Below are 17,611 nucleotides of genomic sequence, written 5' to 3' on the forward strand. Positions count from 1 at the left end.
CCTTTCATCATGGTTAGCCAACTGAATGTCGCCACCGGGGCGTTCTGCTCGTAGTCAGGGAACCGTCTCTCGGAATGGCATTTATCGATCTGCATATTTTCAAGGGACAGCGTTTATGACGGCACAGCACTCCGTTACGCAGCAGGCAGCACAGCCTTCCACCTCCGCCGCTGATGAGCGGTTTACTACCCCAGCCGGCCGCAAAGATTTTTGGCGCGCGACGGTTTCATGCTGGTTAGGGACGGCAATGGAGTACGCGGATTTCGCACTCTATGGCCTCGCCGCCGGCATTATCTTCGGTGATGTTTTCTTTCCTGAACAAACCCCCGCCATGGCGCTGCTTGCCAGCTTTGCAACCTGGTCGGTTGGATTTGTTGCCCGCCCTATCGGCGCGTTATTTTTTGGCTGGCTGGGCGATCGAAAAGGTCGCAAAGTCGTCATGGTAACCACCATTATTCTGATGGGCGCATCCACAACCCTAATCGGCTTGATTCCCAGCTACGCCTCCATTGGCATCTGGGCGCCTGCCTGTCTGGTTCTGCTACGTTTCAGTCAGGGGTTTGGCGCAGGCGCTGAGCTTTCCGGCGGAACCGTGATGCTGGGAGAATATGCGCCGGTTAAGCGGCGTGGCCTGGTGTCTTCCGTTATCGCCCTCGGCTCTAACAGCGGCACGCTGCTGGCATCGCTTGTCTGGCTGCTGGTGGTGCAGATGGATAAACAAAGCCTGCTGGAATGGGGATGGCGTATTCCCTTCCTGAGCAGCGCCGTCATTGCCCTTGTGGCACTTTGGATCCGCCGCAACCTGCGGGAAACCCCGGTGTTCGAGCGCAAGAAAGCGCAACTGGAAGCGGAGCGGGCGAACCTTATCGCCACGCAGCATCAGACGGTTGATACGCGCCCCTTCTTTCAGCGTACCCGTGCTTTCTGGACCATGGTCGGCTTACGTATTGGCGAAAACGGTCCCTCTTATCTGGCGCAGGGTTTTATCGTCGGGTATGTCGCTAAGGTTCTGATGGTCGATAAATCCGTGCCGACCACGGCGGTCTTTATTGCCTCGCTGCTTGGCTTCCTGATTATTCCCCTGGCCGGCTGGCTGTCAGACCGCTTCGGTCGCCGGGTCGTTTATCGGGTTTTTTGCCTGTTGCTGATGATTTATGCCTGGCCAGCCTTTACGCTGCTGGATACGCGCGAACCTGCGATTGTTATCCCGGTTATCGTGGTGGGCATGGCGCTGGCTTCTCTGGGCATCTTTGGCGTCCAGGCGGCCTGGGGCGTGGAACTGTTTGGCGTGAACCACCGTTATACTAAGATGGCCGTGGCCAAAGAGCTGGGCTCGATTATTTCAGGTGGCACTGCACCTTTGGTGGCGGCGGCGATGCTGTCGTACACCGGGCACTGGTGGTCCATTGCGATCTATTTCTCTGCGATGGCTTCCATTGGTTTCCTGACTACCTTTGTGGCACCGGAAACGCGCGGGCGCGATCTTAATCTGCCAGAGGACGCCATCTGAATACGATGAAGTTACATGGCAAGCGGCATTAGATGAGGAGGGCGAAGTGGCGAAACCGGTAAAAACGACGGTCACGCGCAACGACGTGGCAAAAGCCGCAGGGACCTCGGTTGCCGTGGTCAGTTACGTCATTAATAACGGACCACGCCCGGTCGCGGATGCCACCCGTCAGCGGGTGCTTGCCGCCATCGAGCAAACCGGCTATCGCCCGAATGCCGCCGCCCGCGCCCTGGCGTCAGGCCACACCAAAACCTTTGGGCTGGTGGTGCCGAATATCAGCAACCCCTTTGTCGCGTCGATGGCGCACATGCTGCTGCAGGAGTCGCTCAATCACGGGCATGTAATGCTGCTTGGTGATGCAGGCGACGATCGCAAACGGGAGCTGGAGCTGATTCAGGGGCTACTGAATCGTCAGGTCGACGGCCTGTTTTATAACAGCGTGGATCGCCATCCTTTCATTGATATCATCACAGCCAGCGGGACACCGCTGGTTATGCTTGATCGGGTTGAAGCGCAGCCCGGGGTCAGCATGTTACGGGTGGATGAGCGACAAGCCGCCTTTCAGGTGTGCGCACATTTGCTGAGCCATGGTTATCAGCAGGTCGGCATGATTAGCGGACCGCTGGATATGCTCAATGCCCAGGATCGTATTCAGGGCTGGCGTGACGCGATGCAGGCGCACAATGTACAGATTGATGAATCACTGATTTTCCCCACCACCTATACCCGTGAGGGCGGTTATCAGGCAACGCTGCGCATGATAGCCAGCCAGAAGCTGCCCCGCGCGCTGTTTGCCAGTAACGAAGGCCAGGCCATTGGCTGTATCCGCGCCTTGAGTCAGCACGGCATTCGCGTGCCGAAAGATGTCGCGCTGGTCTGCTTTAATGGCACAGAACAGTCTGCCTATCACGTTCCGGCATTAACGACCGTGCGTCAGCCGGTAAAAGAGATGGCACGCTGCGCTATCCATATGTTGAAACAGTGGAATGGCGAGGCACGCATTGAATCGTTTCCACACCATCTTGAAATTGGTGAATCTTGTGGCTGTCGGCCATCACAGGCCAGAGTAAATAAACCAAATAATGAAAAGACTGATTATTGATTGTGATCCGGGGAATGGTATTGCAGGGGCGAACACGGATGACGGCCTTGCACTTTCTCTGGCATTAGCCTCACCAGGGCTGTCGTTAGAATTAATTACCACCGTAGCAGGGAATACGCCGAGTGATGTCGGTGCGCGGGTCGCCAAAGATTTGGTGACACGGCTGGGCTGTGCCGTGCCTGTCGTGCAGGGGGCCCGTCAGGCATTGTGTGAAGATCCCGGCCCCTGGCGCGCTGTGCTGGACAAGCGGGTTGAACAGCTCAATCTGCTGTCACTCTGGCAGGGCGTTCCTCAGCCTGCCATGTTAGAGGCCGATGCAACGGATGCCGCGCAGGCGATGGGGCAACTCATCTGCGATAACCCCGGCGAAATCACGCTGATTGCGATTGGCCCACTCACCAATGTGGCGCTGGCCATGCAGCGTTTTCCGGACATGGCGGAATCGGTGGCAGAGATAGTGATTATGGGCGGCGTTTTTGCGCTGGATGATTACATCAAAGACACCAATTTCGGCATCGATCCGGAAGCTGCTCATCAGGTATTACACAGCGGCGCCGCCATTACGCTGCTCCCCATGGATGTCACCACGCAAACGCTGCTGACTCAGGACGATCTGACGCGCATGACCTGTCGCGAACATCCGCTGACGCGCTTTGTGCATGACACCTTGCAGCCCTGGATCGACTACTCAATGCAAACCCGTCGCCTGGCCGGATGCTGGATCCATGATGCGCTGGTCGTCGCCTGGCTGCTTAATCAGCGCGTGGCATGGGGAACGGACTACCGTGTTGATATTGAGCTTCGTCCGGGCGCGACGCGCGGTAAAACCTGGCGCTATCGGCAACCACTGCGTCTGGACGTGGGTATTCCGCCTGACGCCGGCGCGCTGGTGCATGTGTTGCACAGTGTGGATAACGCGCTCCTGCTGTCAATCATTGAGCAGGCCTTTAACCACCTTCCCGAGTAAAACCCAGGCGATTCGTCGCCTGGATTCTCTGCCGTCAGACACGCTTTCTTACAGCCTGATCCACTGCCTGACAATTGCGCGGTACGCTCTCCTCTAGAACATGATGTATACATTTGATTAACAATTACATCACTCTCCGACAGCGGCCAGGAACGTTATGGGCGATGCGCCAGAGTGTCTCACAGAGGAGACGTGTATGCTTGACTGGACATCGACCCAGCGCAACGTTGCTTTCGCCTGTTTTGCCAGTTGGACGTTGGACGCATTCGATTTTTTTATTCTGGTGTTTGTACTGAGTAACCTTGCTCAGTACTTCCACAATTCTGTCACCGATGTGTCCGTCGCCATTATGCTAACGCTGGCGGTGCGCCCGATTGGCGCGCTACTGTTTGGGCGGATGGCGGAGAAATATGGCCGTAAGCCGATCTTAATGCTGAACATTGTCTTTTTCTCCGTGTTCGAACTGCTGTCTGCCTGGTCACCGACCTTCGCTGCATTTCTGGCTTTCCGCATTTTCTATGGTATAGCCATGGGCGGCATTTGGGGCGTAGCCTCTTCGCTGGCAATGGAAACCATTCCCGATCGCTCCCGCGGTCTGATGTCGGGACTTTTCCAGGCCGGCTATCCGTGCGGTTACCTGCTTGCATCCATCGTCTTTGGTTTATTTTTTGATGCGGTGGGCTGGCGCGGCATGTTCCTCATCGGGGCTGTTCCGATTCTGCTGTTACCCTTTATCTATTTCAACGTCCCTGAATCGCCCGTGTGGCTGGCGGCACGTGAGCGCAAAGAGAGCAGCGCACTGATGCCGATACTGCGCCAGCACTGGAAAATCTGCATCTACATGGTGCTGTTAATGGCCTGCTTTAACTTCTTTAGTCATGGTACGCAGGATCTTTACCCGACTTTCCTGAAAGTGCAGCACCAGTTTGATGCCCACACCGTGAGTATTATTGCCATCAGCTATAACATTGCCGCTATGCTGGGTGGCATCTTCTTCGGCACGCTGTCTGAACGTATTGGCCGCAAGAAAGCCATTATTATCGCCGCATTGCTGACGCTGCCGGTGCTGCCGCTGTGGGCCTTTTCCAGCGGTTCATGGGCTATTGGTCTTGGTGCCTTTTTGATGCAGTTTATGGTGCAGGGCGCATGGGGCGTGATACCGACTTACCTGAACGAACTGGTGCCGGGGAATGCAAGAGCGGTATTGCCCGGCTTTGTTTATCAGTTAGGTAATCTCATTGCGTCCGTCAACGCGACGCTGCAGTCACGTATTGCTGAAGCGCACGGTGGCAACTACGGGCTCGGTATGGCCATCGTAGCGGGAACCGTGGCCGTATTGATTTGTGTTTTTGTCGCCTTTGGCCGCGAAACGCGCGGAATTAAAATTTCCGGCGCGATGGCAAAGCAGACACATTAACGCGTTTCACAGACGTCTACCCATTTTGCCGCAGTAAGTTCAGCCATCTGCTGCGGCGAAATGCGTACGGCACTGTGAACCGCGCCCGCGGCGGGCAACACTTCATCAAAGCTTTTTAACGAGATATCACAATATACCGTGACCGGATTTTCCAGGCCAAAAGGGCAAACCCCGCCAACCGGATGCCCGGTCCAGTTGATCACTTCGTCCACGCTTAACATCCGCGCTTTGGCACCCAGGACGGCTTTGAGTTTGCGGTTGTCTAGCCGCGCATCGCCACGGGTCACCACAAGGATCACCTCATTCTTGACCTTGAGGGAAAGGGTTTTGGCGATTTGTCCCGGCGCCACACCGTGAACGCGAGCCGCCATTTCTACCGTTGCCGTACTGTAAGGCATCTCAATGATGTCGATTTCCGGCGCACGCTCGGCAAAAAACTGGCGTACAGACTCCAGGCTCATTTTTCTCTCCATGCTAATTGAAGGCGTAAAAATTGCCACAAGCCCGCAGCGGTGTAAACGAGAGAGAGAAAGAATAGGTAACAGAATGCATAGCGGCGAGAGGGCTGGGGAAGGGCGGAGGCAAAACGAGAGGGCGCTAAGGGGCTGGCACGGTTTTATCTCTTCCTGTTTTCACTAAGTGCCGCCGGATAACATGGCTATCCGGCACGCACTTATATGACGTCACTCGTCGCGGGGCTGGGAACACCGGGCAGATCTTCCCAGGCCAGAATCGTATTTCGCCCCCGATTTTTTGCGACGTATAATGCGCGATCAGCATTGGCAACGGCCTGATCAAATTCATTGTCGTAAATCGGCGCAATACCTGCACTAATGGTGACATGCGTCGAAACGCGCTCATTAAACAAATGGGGAATTTCCAGATTCACCACATATTGGCGAATTCTTTCCGCCAGCTTCATAGCGATTGATGCATTGACGTTGGTCATTAATACTAAAAACTCTTCTCCGCCGTAACGTGTTACCACATCGCGTGAGCGTACCGCATCGCGAATGGCAACCGAAACGCGTGCCAGCGCCTGATCACCCATCGCATGACCATAATTATCGTTGTAAGCCTTAAAGTGATCGATATCTAACAGCAACACATAATGACTGCCGACATGATTATCCAGAATGTTATCAAGGCGATTTTTCAGTCCGCGTCGGTTATATAAGCCTGTTAAGGGATCGAGCATACTGAGGTCGCTGAATGACTCTTTTTCTTCATACAATTGATACATTAAGCGCAGCGTAAAGTCTTCCGAACGGCGTCGCATCAGATGTTGCAATGAAAAGCCAATCAAGGGTAAGGCAATCGTCAATAAAATCAACGGCAGATGTTGCCCGTGATCCAGCATGAGCACTGTTAACATGGAAGGGGTAATGTGCAGGCAAAACGCGACCAAATAATCGCTCAGTGCAATGGCGCTGATAAAAAAAACGCACAGCAGACTGACAATCAAAAAACCACCATCGTCAATTAAAACAGAATGATAGCGATACTGAATATGCCATGCCCATAGCGCGCCCAGGATGAGCGCGACGGGATTTAACAGCGGTAATTTTAGTTTAGTTTTTATTAAACACGTGCTCAGCATGGTCAGGCTAAAGAACGCCACCATCATCACCGGCACGGTGATTTGTGTTTCATTATTTTCGGCCAAAGGGAGCAGACAAAATAGCGAAACGGATGCGTTTAAAAACAAAAAGAGCATCAACGAGAGGCGGTATTTGCTGTGTTTCAATTCATCATAAGATTCTATTTTCATTATTCATACTCGTGACGGCCCTGAAATAACAAAGCAAAAACCGGCGCAGGATTTCAGCCGGTCGACAGGCATTATATTGCTGTTATAAAAAGTGTAATCGGTTGCAATTTAACATTTTCTTGTTTAGCTGTCATCTTCCCGCCCGCCTGTAAAAAAACAAGCTGAAAGTTGAGAATTATTATCATATGCTAATGGGAATGGTTATCATATCGGATTAACTAAAACGGCTCACAGGTGGTCAGGGGGAAAGCAATGCGCGGTATCAAACTGGATAGTGCATGGGGAAGTATGCTGGCATGTGCGGCAATACCGGTAATAACAGCATGGCAGCCTACCTTTGAACAGTGGCGCGTCGTGATGTTAATCGCGTTATTGCTCACCCTGCTTATGTTGTTTAATCAGCGCATGCGGCACTATGTATTGCTGCCTTCCTGTCTCGCGCTGGCAGGCGGCATTGCGGCAACAGGCTTCAAATTCAGCGGGCTGTAGTCTGTCCGGGGAGTGAAACGGGTAACGCAAGGGAAAGGAAAATGCAGGAATAATAGAGTGGGAATGACAACATTGGTGCGAAGAGAGGGACTTGAACCCTCACGTCCGTTAAGACACTAACACCTGAAGCTAGCGCGTCTACCAATTCCGCCACCTTCGCATCGAGTTGTCTTTTCATATCACCGCAATGGTGCGAAGAGAGGGACTTGAACCCTCACGTCCGTTAAGACACTAACACCTGAAGCTAGCGCGTCTACCAATTCCGCCACCTTCGCGCAGTGCTCGCGATATGAAATATGTGATTTTGGTGCGAAGAGAGGGACTTGAACCCTCACGTCCGTTAGGACACTAACACCTGAAGCTAGCGCGTCTACCAATTCCGCCACCTTCGCATACCCGCAATACGTTACCGTATTACAACCACGGAGGCGCATTTTAGAGATTTTACTCAATGCGTCAACACATATTTCGCCAGACGGAAACGATCGCTGCAAAAAGCAACGTTTTCAGCCTGGCGACGCGCTAAAACGGCGAAAAAGGCAGAGAAAATGTATTAACGGGCTTTGGCACCGCGACCGTAAACCGCACGATAAACTTTAAAGCGGCCGGTTTGCGCCAGCACTTCGTGATTGCCAAAGGCTTCGTCCAGCACCTGGGGATAAGGCAGGAAGGCGTTCGCGACAATGCGCAGCTCTCCACCGCTGTTCAGGTGCTTAACGGCACCCCGGATCAGCGTTTGGGCGGCATCCAGGCTGGTCTGCGTGCCTTCATGGAACGGCGGGTTAGAGATAATCATGTCAAAGCGCCCGGTCACGTCGGAAAAGACGTTACTGGCAAAGACTTCGCCTTCCAGGCCGTTAGCGGCCAGCGTGGCTTTACTGGCCTCGATGGCGGCGGCATGTACGTCACACAGCCACAGGCGCACTTTAGGTGAATGCGCCGGTAACGACGCGGCGATCACGCCTGCGCCGCAGCCGATATCCAACACTTTCCCTTTGGTGTGCGGCGTGAACGTGGATAGCAGTAATGCGCTGCCCGCATCCAGACCGTCGCGGCTGAATACGCCGGGTAACGTATGAACGGTCAGATCATCCAGCTGGTAGCTGTTACCAAAGGCCGAGGCATCAAAGGCAGGCTGCTTCTCCAGACGACCATGATAAAGACCACAGCGGCGTGCACTGTCGATTTTTTCCAGGGTCACCCACTGCTCCAGCATCCCTTCCGCACTGCGCACGCCGCTGCGGTTTTCACCTACCACAAAGACATCGCAGCCAACCGGCAGCAGAGACAGCAGATTTTGTAACTGGAATTGCACTTCCGGTTTGTTCTTGGTCCAGAAGTAAACCAGCGTATCGCAGCCCTGAACATCCTCTGCCTGAGCGACCAGTCCATAACGCGCCTGTTCCCCCATACGACGGCTCAGGTTTTGCCAGTGATGATATTGCTGAGTGTGCACGCGTGAAGAGGCGGTCTCAAGCTGTGCGGGCAGGTCATCCTGCAGATCGCCAGCAAATAAAACGTGGCGGGCGGTAAATTCATCACTGTGGCGCAGAATGACTTCGCTGGCCGGGGTAAAAGCAGACATGTAGGGCTCCTGTAAGATCTGAGCGGAGATTATAGTGGTTTGTTGGCGCATGTTCGATGGGTTTGCTAGCATAGCGTCGCATTCAGCGAGCAAAGCAGGTATATCATGACGTCCAGGCGCGACTGGCTTTTACAGCAAATGGGGATTACGCAGTATCAACTGCGCCGCCCGCGCGTGCTCCAGGGCGAGATCGCCGTACGGCTTTTGCCGGATACGCAGCTGATTATTGTGGCGGAGAATCCGCCAGGTTTGCAGGAACCCATCCTGCGTGATGTCCTGCACACGCTCAGTCTTAAACCGACGCAGGTGATGACCGTGACGCCTGACCAGCTGCAAATGCTGCCCGAAACGCTCAACTGCGCGGGCTGGCTATTGGGCGTTGAGAGCGAACAAACCTTTAATGGCGTTGCCTTAACCAGCGCTTCTTTTAATGAACTGCTTAGCAGCGGTGCCGCCCGGCGCGCGCTCTGGCAACAGATGTGTGAACATGACAGCCATTTCTTTCCTCACGCCTGACGCGATTCCCGAGGCCTTTGCTATTGAATGTCGCAGCCATGCATTCCCCTGGCGCGAAGAGACCTTTAACAGCAATCAGGGCGAACGTTTTCTGAATCTGCGGTTGGATGTCGATAACCAGATGGCCGCCTTCGCGATCACCCAGGTGGTTCTGGATGAAGCGTCGCTGTTTAATATTGCTGTCGACCCGGCTTATCAGCGGCGCGGCCTTGGCCGGACGCTGCTGCAGCATTTAATCGATCAACTGATTGCGCGCGATGTCATGACATTGTGGCTGGAGGTGCGTGCGTCAAATGCACCCGCCATCGCGCTGTACGAACAGCTGGATTTCAACCAGGTCAGCCGCCGTCCCCACTATTATCCCACCGCCAGCGGCCGTGAAGATGCACTGATCATGGCGCTCACGCTGTAGCCGTTTCTGAGGAGTTTTGATGTTAGATAACTGGGATTGCATCCTGTTTGATGCGGATGACACGCTGTTTCACTTTGACTCGTTTGCCGGCCTGCAACGTCTGTTTGCCGGATACGATGTGCAGTTCACCGACCAGGATTTTGCGGATTACCAGGCGGTCAACAAGCCACTCTGGGTGGAGTATCAAAATGGCCAGCTGTCCGCACTGGAGCTCCAGACCCGCCGTTTTGTCGGCTGGGGGCAGAAACTCAGCGTGGCACCGGCTATCCTTAACGATGGCTTTTTGTCAGCCATGGCGGAAATTTGTCTGCCGCTCGAGGGTGCAGTCAGCCTGATGACGCTGCTGCACGGCCGCGTCAAAATGGGCATCATCACCAACGGCTTTACCGCGCTGCAGCAGCGTCGTCTGGAGCGTACCGGCTTTCTCGAGTACTTCTCTGCACTGGTGGTGTCAGAAGAAGTGGGCGTGCCTAAACCTGATGCCAGGATTTTTGACTATGCGCTCGAACAGATGGGACATCCGCAACGCGATCGCGTGTTGATGGTTGGCGATACGCCAGAATCAGACATCCTCGGCGGCATGAATGCGGGCGTTAAAACCTGCTGGATCGACCACGGCTCGCGCCCGCTGCCCGAATCGATCAAACCTGACTGGCGGGTGAATACGTTATCCGAGCTGGAAGCGCTGCTAAAAGGCTGATCCTGGCGCGTCACGCGGATCTGGAAAGGAAAAGGCCCTTAAGACGGGCCTTTTTTCATCGAGTGGGTTGGTGAGGCATGAGAGCAATGTCTGGCAGGCGGTAAAGTAAACCGCGCCGGGCCGTCGCGTCAGACCGAGGGGTTTGCGGTATCGTCCTTTTTCTCGTCCTCATCATCATCCTCTTTCACAGGCGTACTGGCCGTGAGCAGGAACGGAGACTGCTGCCAGCGCGTGCGGCGGTCACGCAGTAACGTACGGCTGAGGATGATGCCAATCGCCAGCGCCAGCAGCATCATCAGGCGCAGAATATTCGTGGTGTTATCCACCTGACGCGATTCGGTGACCAGCACGTGCGTATCCAGCGTCACCCGCAGAAACCCTGCGGGGCCGTTGCCGCCGGTGAGCGGTTGAACGATTTGGTGATTGAAGTAGCTTCCCGCGCGTTTGCCATCCAGCGCCAGCCGATCGCGCACGTTAATATTTTCGCCGCTGTGCGCCACCAGGCTGCCATCGCCTGCATAGACGGACGCATCCAGAATACGGCTGTTTTCGGTCATCTGATTAATAATGGCTTCAATCTGACTGCGGTTGTCTTCGCTGTTATCCATCAGGGGCTTAAGACTGAACGCCACCTGGCGGGTCAGCGTTTGAGCCAGCTCTTCTGCCTGTTCAGAACGCGCCATCTGATGGCCAAGGCTAAACCAGGATGCGCCTTGCATAAGCACCACTAACAGCGCCAGCGAAATCAAAACGATCACCGTGCGATGTAAGCGAAATTTCAGTGCGGTTTTAGCCATTAATTATCCGAATCACGTTACGACAGAAAGCCTGGATATTATGTTGCCAGAAGCAGCGCAGACAAGGTAGCCTCTTGCGTGGTTTTGTTGTTCCTACAGGAGCCCTGATGTCAAATCATCTTACCTGGTGCGATCTGCCTGCTGATGTCTCTCTCTGGCCGGGGTTGCCCCTTTCACTCAGCGGTGACGAAGTCATGCCGCTGGACTACCGTGCGGGTCGAACCGGCTGGTTACTCTATGGTCGCGGCCTTGATAAACAGCGTTTGACCGATTATCAGCACCAGCTTGGCGCCGCGATGGTGATCGTCAGTGCCTGGAACGTTGACGACTACCAGGTGATTCGTCTGGCAGGTTCCCTGACGCCGTTTGCCAGCAAACTGGCGCACGATCTGGCGCTGGATGTGGCACCGCTCGGGAAAATCCCGCATCTGAAAACGCCGGGCCTGCTGGTCATGGACATGGACTCCACCGCGATCCAAATCGAATGTATCGACGAGATAGCCAGACTGGCGGGCTGCGGCGAGCAGGTGGCAGAGGTCACCGAGCGGGCGATGCGCGGCGAGCTGGATTTTACCGCCAGCCTGCGCCAGCGCGTGGGCAAGCTGAAAGATGCCGACGCCAATATTCTTAAACAGGTGCGCGATGAGCTACCGTTAATGCCAGGCTTAACCACGCTGACCAAAAAATTGCAGGCGCTGGGCTGGCAGGTGGCTATCGCCTCTGGCGGCTTTACCTATTTTGCGGAGTTCCTGCGCGACAAGCTGCATCTGTCGGCCATCGCGGCTAACGAACTGGAAATCCGCGACGGTAAACTCACGGGTGAAGTGCTGGGCCAGATTGTGGATGCCCAGTACAAAGCCGAGACGTTAAAAAAACTGGCGAAGCGGTTCGGGATTGCGCCAGAACAAACCGTCGCCGTGGGTGACGGGGCGAATGATTTGCCGATGATCAAAGCCTCGGCGCTGGGCATTGCTTACCACGCCAAACCGAAGGTCAATGAGCAAACGGCCGTCACCATTCGCCATGCCGATTTAATGGGCGTGTTTTGCATCCTGACCGGAAGCCTGATTCACGAAGAGCGTTAACTGAGGAGTTGTTTTGGCCAAAGCGGCAAAACGCGCATTTGTTTGTAACGAGTGTGGCGCAGATTATCCGCGCTGGCAGGGGCAATGCAGCGCCTGTCACGCCTGGAACACCATTACCGAGGTACGGATTGCCGCCTCACCCGCTGCAGCGCGCAATGAGCGCCTCAGCGGTTATGCGGGCAGTGCCGGGACCAGTCGGGTGCAAAAGCTGTCCGAAATCAGCCTGGAAGCCTTGCCCCGTTTCTCGACCAGCTTTAAAGAATTTGACCGTGTGCTGGGCGGTGGCGTGGTGCCCGGCAGTGCCATTCTGATTGGTGGTAATCCCGGGGCCGGTAAATCCACTTTGTTGCTGCAGGTCATGTGCCGCTTAGCGCAGAACATGAAAACACTGTATGTCACCGGCGAAGAATCTTTACAGCAGGTGGCAATGCGCGCCCATCGGCTGGGTTTGCCGACTGAAAACCTGAACATGCTGTCGGAAACCAGCATCGAACAGATCTGCCTGATCGCCGAGCAGGAAGCGCCGCAAATCATGGTCATCGACTCCATCCAGGTGATGCACATGGCCGATATCCAGTCTTCACCCGGCAGCGTCGCCCAGGTGCGCGAAACCGCCGCTTATCTGACGCGCTTTGCCAAAACCCGCGGCGTGGCGATTATCATGGTGGGCCATGTCACCAAAGACGGATCGCTGGCCGGGCCGAAGGTCCTTGAGCACTGTATCGACTGTTCGGTGCTGCTGGATGGCGATGCCGATTCGCGCTTCCGCACCTTGCGCAGCCATAAAAACCGTTTTGGTGCCGTGAATGAACTGGGGGTTTTTGCCATGACGGAGCAGGGCATGCGTGAGGTGAGCAATCCTTCCGCCATTTTCCTGTCGCGCGGTGAAGAGATTACGTCGGGCAGTTCGGTCATGGTGCTGTGGGAAGGAACCCGGCCATTGCTGGTCGAGATTCAGGCGCTGGTGGACCATTCGATGATGGGAAATCCCCGTCGTGTTGCCGTCGGGCTTGAACAAAACCGCCTGGCGATTCTGCTGGCGGTACTGCATCGTCACGGTGGATTGCAAATGGCGGATCAGGATGTGTTCGTCAACGTCGTGGGCGGCGTGAAAGTCACAGAAACCAGCGCCGACCTGGCGCTGATGCTGTCAATGGTTTCCAGCCTGCGCGATCGCCCCTTGCCGCAGGATCTGGTTATCTTTGGCGAAGTCGGGCTGGCCGGCGAAATTCGCCCGGTGCCCAGCGGCCAGGAACGGATTTCAGAAGCGGCTAAACATGGCTTCAAACGGGCGATTGTGCCTGCCGGTAACGCGCCGAAAAAGCCGATTGAGGGCATGCGCGTCTATAGCGTGAAAAAGTTGGCGGATGCGCTGGCGATTCTCGATGACCTTTAAGCTTTCCCCGATGCCCTTTTGCCGTTGCGCAAAAGGGCCGGTGAGGGACAACTGTCCTCACGTCGTTGATCATTTTTTGCAGGAGGCACCACATGTCGGCGTTTGATTATTTAAAAACGGCCATTCGCCAGCAGGGCCACACGCTACAACAGGTGGCCGATGCCAGTGGCATGACCAAAGGGTACTTAAGCCAACTGCTTAACGCGAAAATTAAAAGCCCCAGTGCACAAAAGCTGGAAGCCCTGCACCGTTTTCTCGGTCTGGAGTTTCCACGTCGCGACAAAAAAATTGGGGTGATATTTGGTAAGTTTTATCCGCTACATACCGGCCATATCTATCTGATCCAGCGTGCCTGTAGTCAGGTCGATGAGCTGCATATCATTATGGGCTACGACGAGCCGCGCGATCTGAGCCTGTTTGAAAACAGCGCCATGTCGCAGCAGCCTACCGTTAGCGATCGTCTGCGTTGGTTACTGCAAACCTTCAAGTACCAGAAAAATATTCGCATTCATGCCTTCGATGAAGAGGGCATTGAACCCTATCCACACGGCTGGGATGTGTGGAGTGCAGGGGTGAAAACCTTCCTGGACGAGCAGGGAATTGCCGCAGACTGCATCTATACCAGTGAAGCACCCGATGCCGAAATGTATCAACAGCACCTGGGCATTGAGACGATACTGATCGATCCAAAACGATCGTTTATGAATATCAGCGGCGCGCAGATTCGTCAGGATCCCTTCCGCTTCTGGGAGTATATTCCCACCGAAGTGAAGCCTTTCTTTGTACGCACCGTGGCCATTCTGGGCGGTGAGTCGAGCGGAAAGTCGATGCTGGTGAACAAGCTGGCGAACATCTTTAATACGTCCAGTGCGTGGGAATATGGCCGTGACTATGTTTTTTCCCATCTGGGCGGCGATGAGATGGCACTGCAGTATTCTGACTACGATAAGATCGCGCTGGGCCATGCACAGTACATCGATTTTGCGGTGAAATATGCCAATAAAGTGGCGTTTATCGATACCGACTTTGTCACCACCCAGGCCTTTTGCAAAAAGTATGAGGGACGCGAGCATCCTTTTGTTCAGGCAATGATTGATGAGTATCGCTTTGACCTGGTCATTTTGCTGGAGAATAACGTGCCCTGGGTGGCGGACGGATTGCGCAGCCTGGGCAGCTCTGTCGATCGCCGTGAGTTCCAGAGCATGCTGATCTCGATGCTGGGTGAAAACCACATCGATTTCGTTCATGTGCAGGAAGAAGACTACGATACGCGTTTCCTGCGCTGTATTGAACTGGTGAAAGGAATGCTGGGCGAACAGGGCCCGCTCTAAGGCTTTTACCTTCATACCGGGGCGGGGAAGGAACAAGATGTCGCCCCTTTAATGGCTATTTTTTATTCATATTATTTGCGCCCTCTCTAACCTGAACATGAGAAATAATGGCTCGTGAAAAACCACGTGCAGCCAAATAACGCGCGTAACATTAGAAAACAAAAAAAGAGATTTTGAATTCTCAGGTAACATTATTACGTATTTAAAAACTGATATTATTTCATTTCTTCTGTGTGTTGCTGTTAAATGTAAGTTCAATATTTTTAACTGGTTTATATTGAGGGAATGTTCTTAAGATAGAAATAATGATATACCCGGATGTAATAAGATGAAAAAGATTGGTATTGGTAGCGATGTGGTTTTTTATCCTGGGAAAAGGGAAATTATTAGTCATGATCAGACGGTGAAGTTGCACTCATCGGCCTCCTATTGTTTTGAATTGCTGATCGCGCGCCAGGGCGAAATTGTCGATCATGAAGCATTTTATCAATATGCCTGGCGCCGGTTCGGTATGGAAGTCAGTGCCAATGCCTTATATCAAAGTATTTCCCTGATCAGAAAAGCGCTGCTGGCATGCGATATCCGCCAGGACGTGATCAGAACAATTCCGCGTCGCGGCTTTATGCTTTCAAACGCAATCCTCATTGAGGAATCGACGACTGCGCCTGAAAAGCGTATTTCTGATGAGGAAGCAGTGGCTGGTAAATGTGCCCAGGAAGAAGAACAGCGCATTCCGCTCTTACCTTCGGCCAGTGAAGATGAGGTTTTGCCAAATACGACGCAGCCCGTTATTCAGGATGATGAGAATATTTCAGAAAACCTCATTAATGACATGCCGCATTCTGAACCAAAATCAAAAAAACCGATCGGCGATCCTGAATCTGCTATATTAACACTCAGAAAAAGCGCAAATCGCTATGCGATTTCCCCCCGTCATCTGTTTGTGACAGGGCTGACGGGGTTGACGATACTGATTTGTGGTTTTGCCATCATGGTCTTTTCACTTTACCGCCAGGAAATGGATTTTGTTAAACGCTTTGATATGAATGGATGCGAAATATATGGCAATGAAAAAGCGGATAACAGTCTGGTGGCACGAGTCGCTGTCGATATTAAAGTCGGTTGTACGGAGCGACGAAAAATTTTTATTACAGCGTTCACCAATGGTGAAAGAATTTCAGTTTTACAGTGTAAAAATACCCTTTCACTTTTCGGCTCCCCGGACTGTGTTTCGTATTATTATATAAGGAGTCAGTGGTGAAGTTAACCTTTCTGTTAGCTGTAATCGTGATGACAGCAGCAGGCATTGTCGTATTTATGTTTCGACAGGATTCTGTCCATTGTATAGCAAACATTAATTACATCAGAGGCGGTGAGACATTTTCAGTGATCGCCTCTCACGATATGCGAAACGGTCAGGGTATTATTGCGATTACGGGCCGACTCACCGATAGCGCGCATAAGGTTATCAGCCTGAGTAAAATTATCCGTTTTACTTATCAGCGCGAGGGTGATCTGTATCTTGCGCGATCAACATTAATAGAACCCTCACCGGATAATCAAATGTCTTTAGAGGAGCAACAAAAGTGGCTGCCGGCATTTTTCATTACCGTCGGGGCGACATTTCCGTTTGTCATTAAAAGGACAGGCCTGCAGACGTGGGTATTCTATTCTGGGCCGGTACCGCTTTACCTTTGCGAAAAGTAATGTCGTCAATGTGGCGTTCGCCGTCGTCGCACGCACGGCCTGGCCTGTTGTTATCTTATGAAATGTCTCTCTTCAGCAACACAGGGTTAACATTATCATATTGAATTTAAATATATTTTTTGTTTTCTAAAGCCTTCTTCACATAAGGTCAGAACACTTCACACACAGTTTCTCTCCCATGCCCCTTATGATTCTCGCCGCCAATGAGCATGTTTATTAATCAGAATCACAAGAGGGAACCAATGAAAGCCAGGTCTTTATCACTCGGCATGACAATTGCCTTATGCGGTGCAAGTTTTATTTCTTTTAATGCTTTTTCCGCATCACAAAATACCATTCGCTTTCAAGGCGAGGTCAATGCACAAACCTGTAACGTTAATGTCAATGATGCAACCGGTAGCCCGATTATTCTGCTGCCAACGGTTTCCACTACCGCGCTGAGTACGGCAAAATCAACCGCCGGAAAAACGCCTTTTACCATTAACTTAACCGGTTGTGTTGCACCGGCATCAGGATCAACGCAGGCAATTAATATCAATCTGGTCGGCAACAATATTTCATCGACTGGTGATTTACTGAATACCGGAACAGCGAAAAACGTGGCACTGCGTTTGCTGGATAGTAGTGATAAAGCGATCGATTTATCTGGCGGTGCGGCGACGGTCAGCGGCATGACGCTGGCGAGCGGAAGTACCAGTGCATCACAAAATTTTTCGGTCGAATATTACAGCGACTCTGGAAGCGCTGGTGCAGGTACAGTTTTGAGTAGCGTCCAATATTCTGTCAGCTATCCATAACTATCAGGCCCTCTTTATTTAAGAGGGCA

At 53.1% G+C, this 17,611-nt stretch carries 18 protein-coding genes and 3 tRNA genes; 14 read left to right on the top strand and 7 right to left on the bottom strand.

Annotation, left to right across the window (positions count from 1 at the left end; genetic code table 11):
• The first annotated feature begins 115 nt into the window (after positions 1-115).
• From DFO57_RS08375 to DFO57_RS08390, 4 genes are all read left to right on the top strand, one after another.
• On the top strand, positions 116-1,510 hold the full coding sequence (locus tag DFO57_RS08375; protein ID WP_015701011.1) for an MFS transporter: 1,395 nt from the start codon (positions 116-118) through the stop codon (positions 1,508-1,510).
• Between the two features lie 46 nt (positions 1,511-1,556).
• Positions 1,557-2,612: a LacI family DNA-binding transcriptional regulator gene (locus DFO57_RS08380; RefSeq protein ID WP_014595275.1), complete on the top strand. Its 1,056-nt coding sequence runs from the start codon at positions 1,557-1,559 to the stop codon at positions 2,610-2,612.
• Positions 2,593-3,579: a nucleoside hydrolase gene (locus DFO57_RS08385; RefSeq protein WP_015701009.1), complete on the top strand. Its 987-nt coding sequence runs from the start codon at positions 2,593-2,595 to the stop codon at positions 3,577-3,579. Before DFO57_RS08380 ends, DFO57_RS08385 begins: the two co-directional genes overlap by 20 nt.
• A 196-nt stretch (positions 3,580-3,775) precedes the next feature.
• A complete protein-coding gene (locus tag DFO57_RS08390; protein WP_014606652.1) occupies positions 3,776-4,996 on the top strand; it encodes an MFS transporter in 1,221 nt (406 codons plus the stop codon).
• Here DFO57_RS08390 and DFO57_RS08395 read toward each other — a convergent pair.
• Both DFO57_RS08395 and DFO57_RS08400 read right to left on the bottom strand, forming a co-directional pair.
• On the bottom strand, positions 4,993-5,457 hold the full coding sequence (locus DFO57_RS08395; RefSeq protein WP_014606651.1) for a YbaK/EbsC family protein: 465 nt from the start codon (positions 5,455-5,457) through the stop codon (positions 4,993-4,995). The genes DFO57_RS08390 and DFO57_RS08395 overlap by 4 nt on opposite strands.
• Before the next feature lie 212 nt (positions 5,458-5,669).
• Complete coding sequence (locus DFO57_RS08400) at positions 5,670-6,767, bottom strand: diguanylate cyclase (protein WP_024472369.1); 1,098 nt, start codon at positions 6,765-6,767, stop codon at positions 5,670-5,672.
• Between the two features lie 252 nt (positions 6,768-7,019).
• Here DFO57_RS08400 and DFO57_RS08405 point away from each other — a divergent pair, with 252 nt between their 5' ends.
• Positions 7,020-7,256: a DUF1435 family protein gene (locus DFO57_RS08405; RefSeq protein ID WP_024472370.1), complete on the top strand. Its 237-nt coding sequence runs from the start codon at positions 7,020-7,022 to the stop codon at positions 7,254-7,256.
• Between the two features lie 73 nt (positions 7,257-7,329).
• On the opposite strand, the gene DFO57_RS08410 is transcribed toward DFO57_RS08405, so the two are convergent.
• The 4 genes from DFO57_RS08410 to rsmC form a co-directional block, all read right to left on the bottom strand.
• Positions 7,330-7,416: transfer RNA gene (locus DFO57_RS08410), tRNA-Leu, on the bottom strand.
• Positions 7,417-7,444: 28 nt separating this feature from the next.
• A tRNA-Leu gene (locus tag DFO57_RS08415) sits at positions 7,445-7,531 on the bottom strand.
• 30 nt (positions 7,532-7,561) lie between these two features.
• A tRNA-Leu gene (locus DFO57_RS08420) sits at positions 7,562-7,648 on the bottom strand.
• A 161-nt stretch (positions 7,649-7,809) separates the two neighbouring features.
• Entirely contained in the window at positions 7,810-8,841 is a 1,032-nt protein-coding gene (gene rsmC / locus DFO57_RS08425; RefSeq protein WP_029570981.1) for a 16S rRNA (guanine(1207)-N(2))-methyltransferase RsmC, read from the bottom strand.
• A gap of 105 nt (positions 8,842-8,946) precedes the next feature.
• On the opposite strand from rsmC, the gene DFO57_RS08430 reads away from it, so the two are divergent.
• Genes DFO57_RS08430 through yjjG form a run of 3 tightly spaced genes read left to right on the top strand, consistent with a single transcriptional unit; the run spans position 8,947 to position 10,469 of the window.
• Positions 8,947-9,357: a DNA polymerase III subunit psi gene (locus DFO57_RS08430; RefSeq protein ID WP_013024509.1), complete on the top strand. Its 411-nt coding sequence runs from the start codon at positions 8,947-8,949 to the stop codon at positions 9,355-9,357.
• Entirely contained in the window at positions 9,329-9,769 is a 441-nt protein-coding gene (gene rimI, locus DFO57_RS08435) for a ribosomal protein S18-alanine N-acetyltransferase (RefSeq protein ID WP_041457469.1), read from the top strand. Before DFO57_RS08430 ends, rimI begins: the two co-directional genes overlap by 29 nt.
• Positions 9,770-9,788: 19 nt before the next feature.
• Positions 9,789-10,469, top strand: coding sequence for a pyrimidine 5'-nucleotidase (yjjG, locus tag DFO57_RS08440; RefSeq protein WP_014606646.1), 681 nt, complete (start codon positions 9,789-9,791; stop codon positions 10,467-10,469).
• Between the two features lie 128 nt (positions 10,470-10,597).
• On the opposite strand, the gene DFO57_RS08445 is transcribed toward yjjG, so the two are convergent.
• The gene (locus DFO57_RS08445) at positions 10,598-11,266 is read right to left on the bottom strand and encodes a YtjB family periplasmic protein (protein ID WP_013024512.1); all 669 of its coding nucleotides are present in this window, start codon (positions 11,264-11,266) and stop codon (positions 10,598-10,600) included.
• A 107-nt stretch (positions 11,267-11,373) separates the two neighbouring features.
• Between DFO57_RS08445 and serB the strand changes: the two genes are divergently transcribed.
• The 6 genes from serB to DFO57_RS08475 all read left to right on the top strand — a co-directional run bounded on the left by serB (position 11,374) and on the right by DFO57_RS08475 (position 17,582).
• Positions 11,374-12,351 carry a phosphoserine phosphatase gene (gene serB, locus DFO57_RS08450; protein WP_014595282.1) on the top strand — a complete coding sequence of 326 codons (978 nt, stop codon included), beginning with the start codon at positions 11,374-11,376 and terminating at the stop codon, positions 12,349-12,351.
• A gap of 13 nt (positions 12,352-12,364) precedes the next feature.
• Positions 12,365-13,747, top strand: coding sequence for a DNA repair protein RadA (gene radA / locus DFO57_RS08455; protein ID WP_041930968.1), 1,383 nt, complete (start codon positions 12,365-12,367; stop codon positions 13,745-13,747).
• A 92-nt stretch (positions 13,748-13,839) separates the two neighbouring features.
• On the top strand, positions 13,840-15,078 hold the full coding sequence (nadR, locus tag DFO57_RS08460) for a multifunctional transcriptional regulator/nicotinamide-nucleotide adenylyltransferase/ribosylnicotinamide kinase NadR (RefSeq protein ID WP_014595284.1): 1,239 nt from the start codon (positions 13,840-13,842) through the stop codon (positions 15,076-15,078).
• A gap of 328 nt (positions 15,079-15,406) precedes the next feature.
• A complete protein-coding gene (locus DFO57_RS08465) occupies positions 15,407-16,339 on the top strand; it encodes a winged helix-turn-helix domain-containing protein (RefSeq protein WP_072404416.1) in 933 nt (310 codons plus the stop codon).
• The gene (locus tag DFO57_RS08470; protein WP_014606642.1) at positions 16,336-16,785 is read left to right on the top strand and encodes a hypothetical protein; all 450 of its coding nucleotides are present in this window, start codon (positions 16,336-16,338) and stop codon (positions 16,783-16,785) included. The genes DFO57_RS08465 and DFO57_RS08470 overlap by 4 nt, the downstream gene beginning before the upstream one ends.
• Before the next feature lie 242 nt (positions 16,786-17,027).
• Positions 17,028-17,582 (top strand): fimbrial protein, encoded by a 555-nt coding sequence (locus tag DFO57_RS08475; RefSeq protein WP_014606641.1) that lies wholly within the window; start codon positions 17,028-17,030, stop codon positions 17,580-17,582.
• Positions 17,583-17,611 lie beyond the last annotated feature (29 nt).

The sequence above is a fragment of the Pantoea sp. AG702 genome (assembly GCF_003182295.1).
GTDB lineage: Bacteria > Pseudomonadota > Gammaproteobacteria > Enterobacterales > Enterobacteriaceae > Pantoea > Pantoea ananatis.

Bases quoted from the DNA above. Each gene is read 5' to 3' on its own strand.
- DFO57_RS08385 (WP_015701009.1), top strand. From the start codon at position 2,593: ATGAAAAGACTGATTATTGATTGTGATCCGGGGAATGGTATTGCAGGG.
- DFO57_RS08475 (WP_014606641.1), top strand. From the start codon at position 17,028: ATGAAAGCCAGGTCTTTATCACTCGGCATGACAATTGCCTTATGCGGT.
- DFO57_RS08395 (WP_014606651.1), bottom strand. From the start codon at position 5,457: ATGAGCCTGGAGTCTGTACGCCAGTTTTTTGCCGAGCGTGCGCCGGAA.
- DFO57_RS08400 (WP_024472369.1), bottom strand. From the start codon at position 6,767: ATGAAAATAGAATCTTATGATGAATTGAAACACAGCAAATACCGCCTC.
- DFO57_RS08405 (WP_024472370.1), top strand. From the start codon at position 7,020: ATGCGCGGTATCAAACTGGATAGTGCATGGGGAAGTATGCTGGCATGT.
- DFO57_RS08375 (WP_015701011.1), top strand. From the start codon at position 116: ATGACGGCACAGCACTCCGTTACGCAGCAGGCAGCACAGCCTTCCACC.
- nadR (WP_014595284.1), top strand. From the start codon at position 13,840: ATGTCGGCGTTTGATTATTTAAAAACGGCCATTCGCCAGCAGGGCCAC.
- serB (WP_014595282.1), top strand. From the start codon at position 11,374: ATGTCAAATCATCTTACCTGGTGCGATCTGCCTGCTGATGTCTCTCTC.
- rsmC (WP_029570981.1), bottom strand. From the start codon at position 8,841: ATGTCTGCTTTTACCCCGGCCAGCGAAGTCATTCTGCGCCACAGTGAT.
- yjjG (WP_014606646.1), top strand. From the start codon at position 9,789: ATGTTAGATAACTGGGATTGCATCCTGTTTGATGCGGATGACACGCTG.
- rimI (WP_041457469.1), top strand. From the start codon at position 9,329: ATGACAGCCATTTCTTTCCTCACGCCTGACGCGATTCCCGAGGCCTTT.
- DFO57_RS08430 (WP_013024509.1), top strand. From the start codon at position 8,947: ATGACGTCCAGGCGCGACTGGCTTTTACAGCAAATGGGGATTACGCAG.
- DFO57_RS08445 (WP_013024512.1), bottom strand. From the start codon at position 11,266: ATGGCTAAAACCGCACTGAAATTTCGCTTACATCGCACGGTGATCGTT.
- DFO57_RS08465 (WP_072404416.1), top strand. From the start codon at position 15,407: ATGAAAAAGATTGGTATTGGTAGCGATGTGGTTTTTTATCCTGGGAAA.
- DFO57_RS08390 (WP_014606652.1), top strand. From the start codon at position 3,776: ATGCTTGACTGGACATCGACCCAGCGCAACGTTGCTTTCGCCTGTTTT.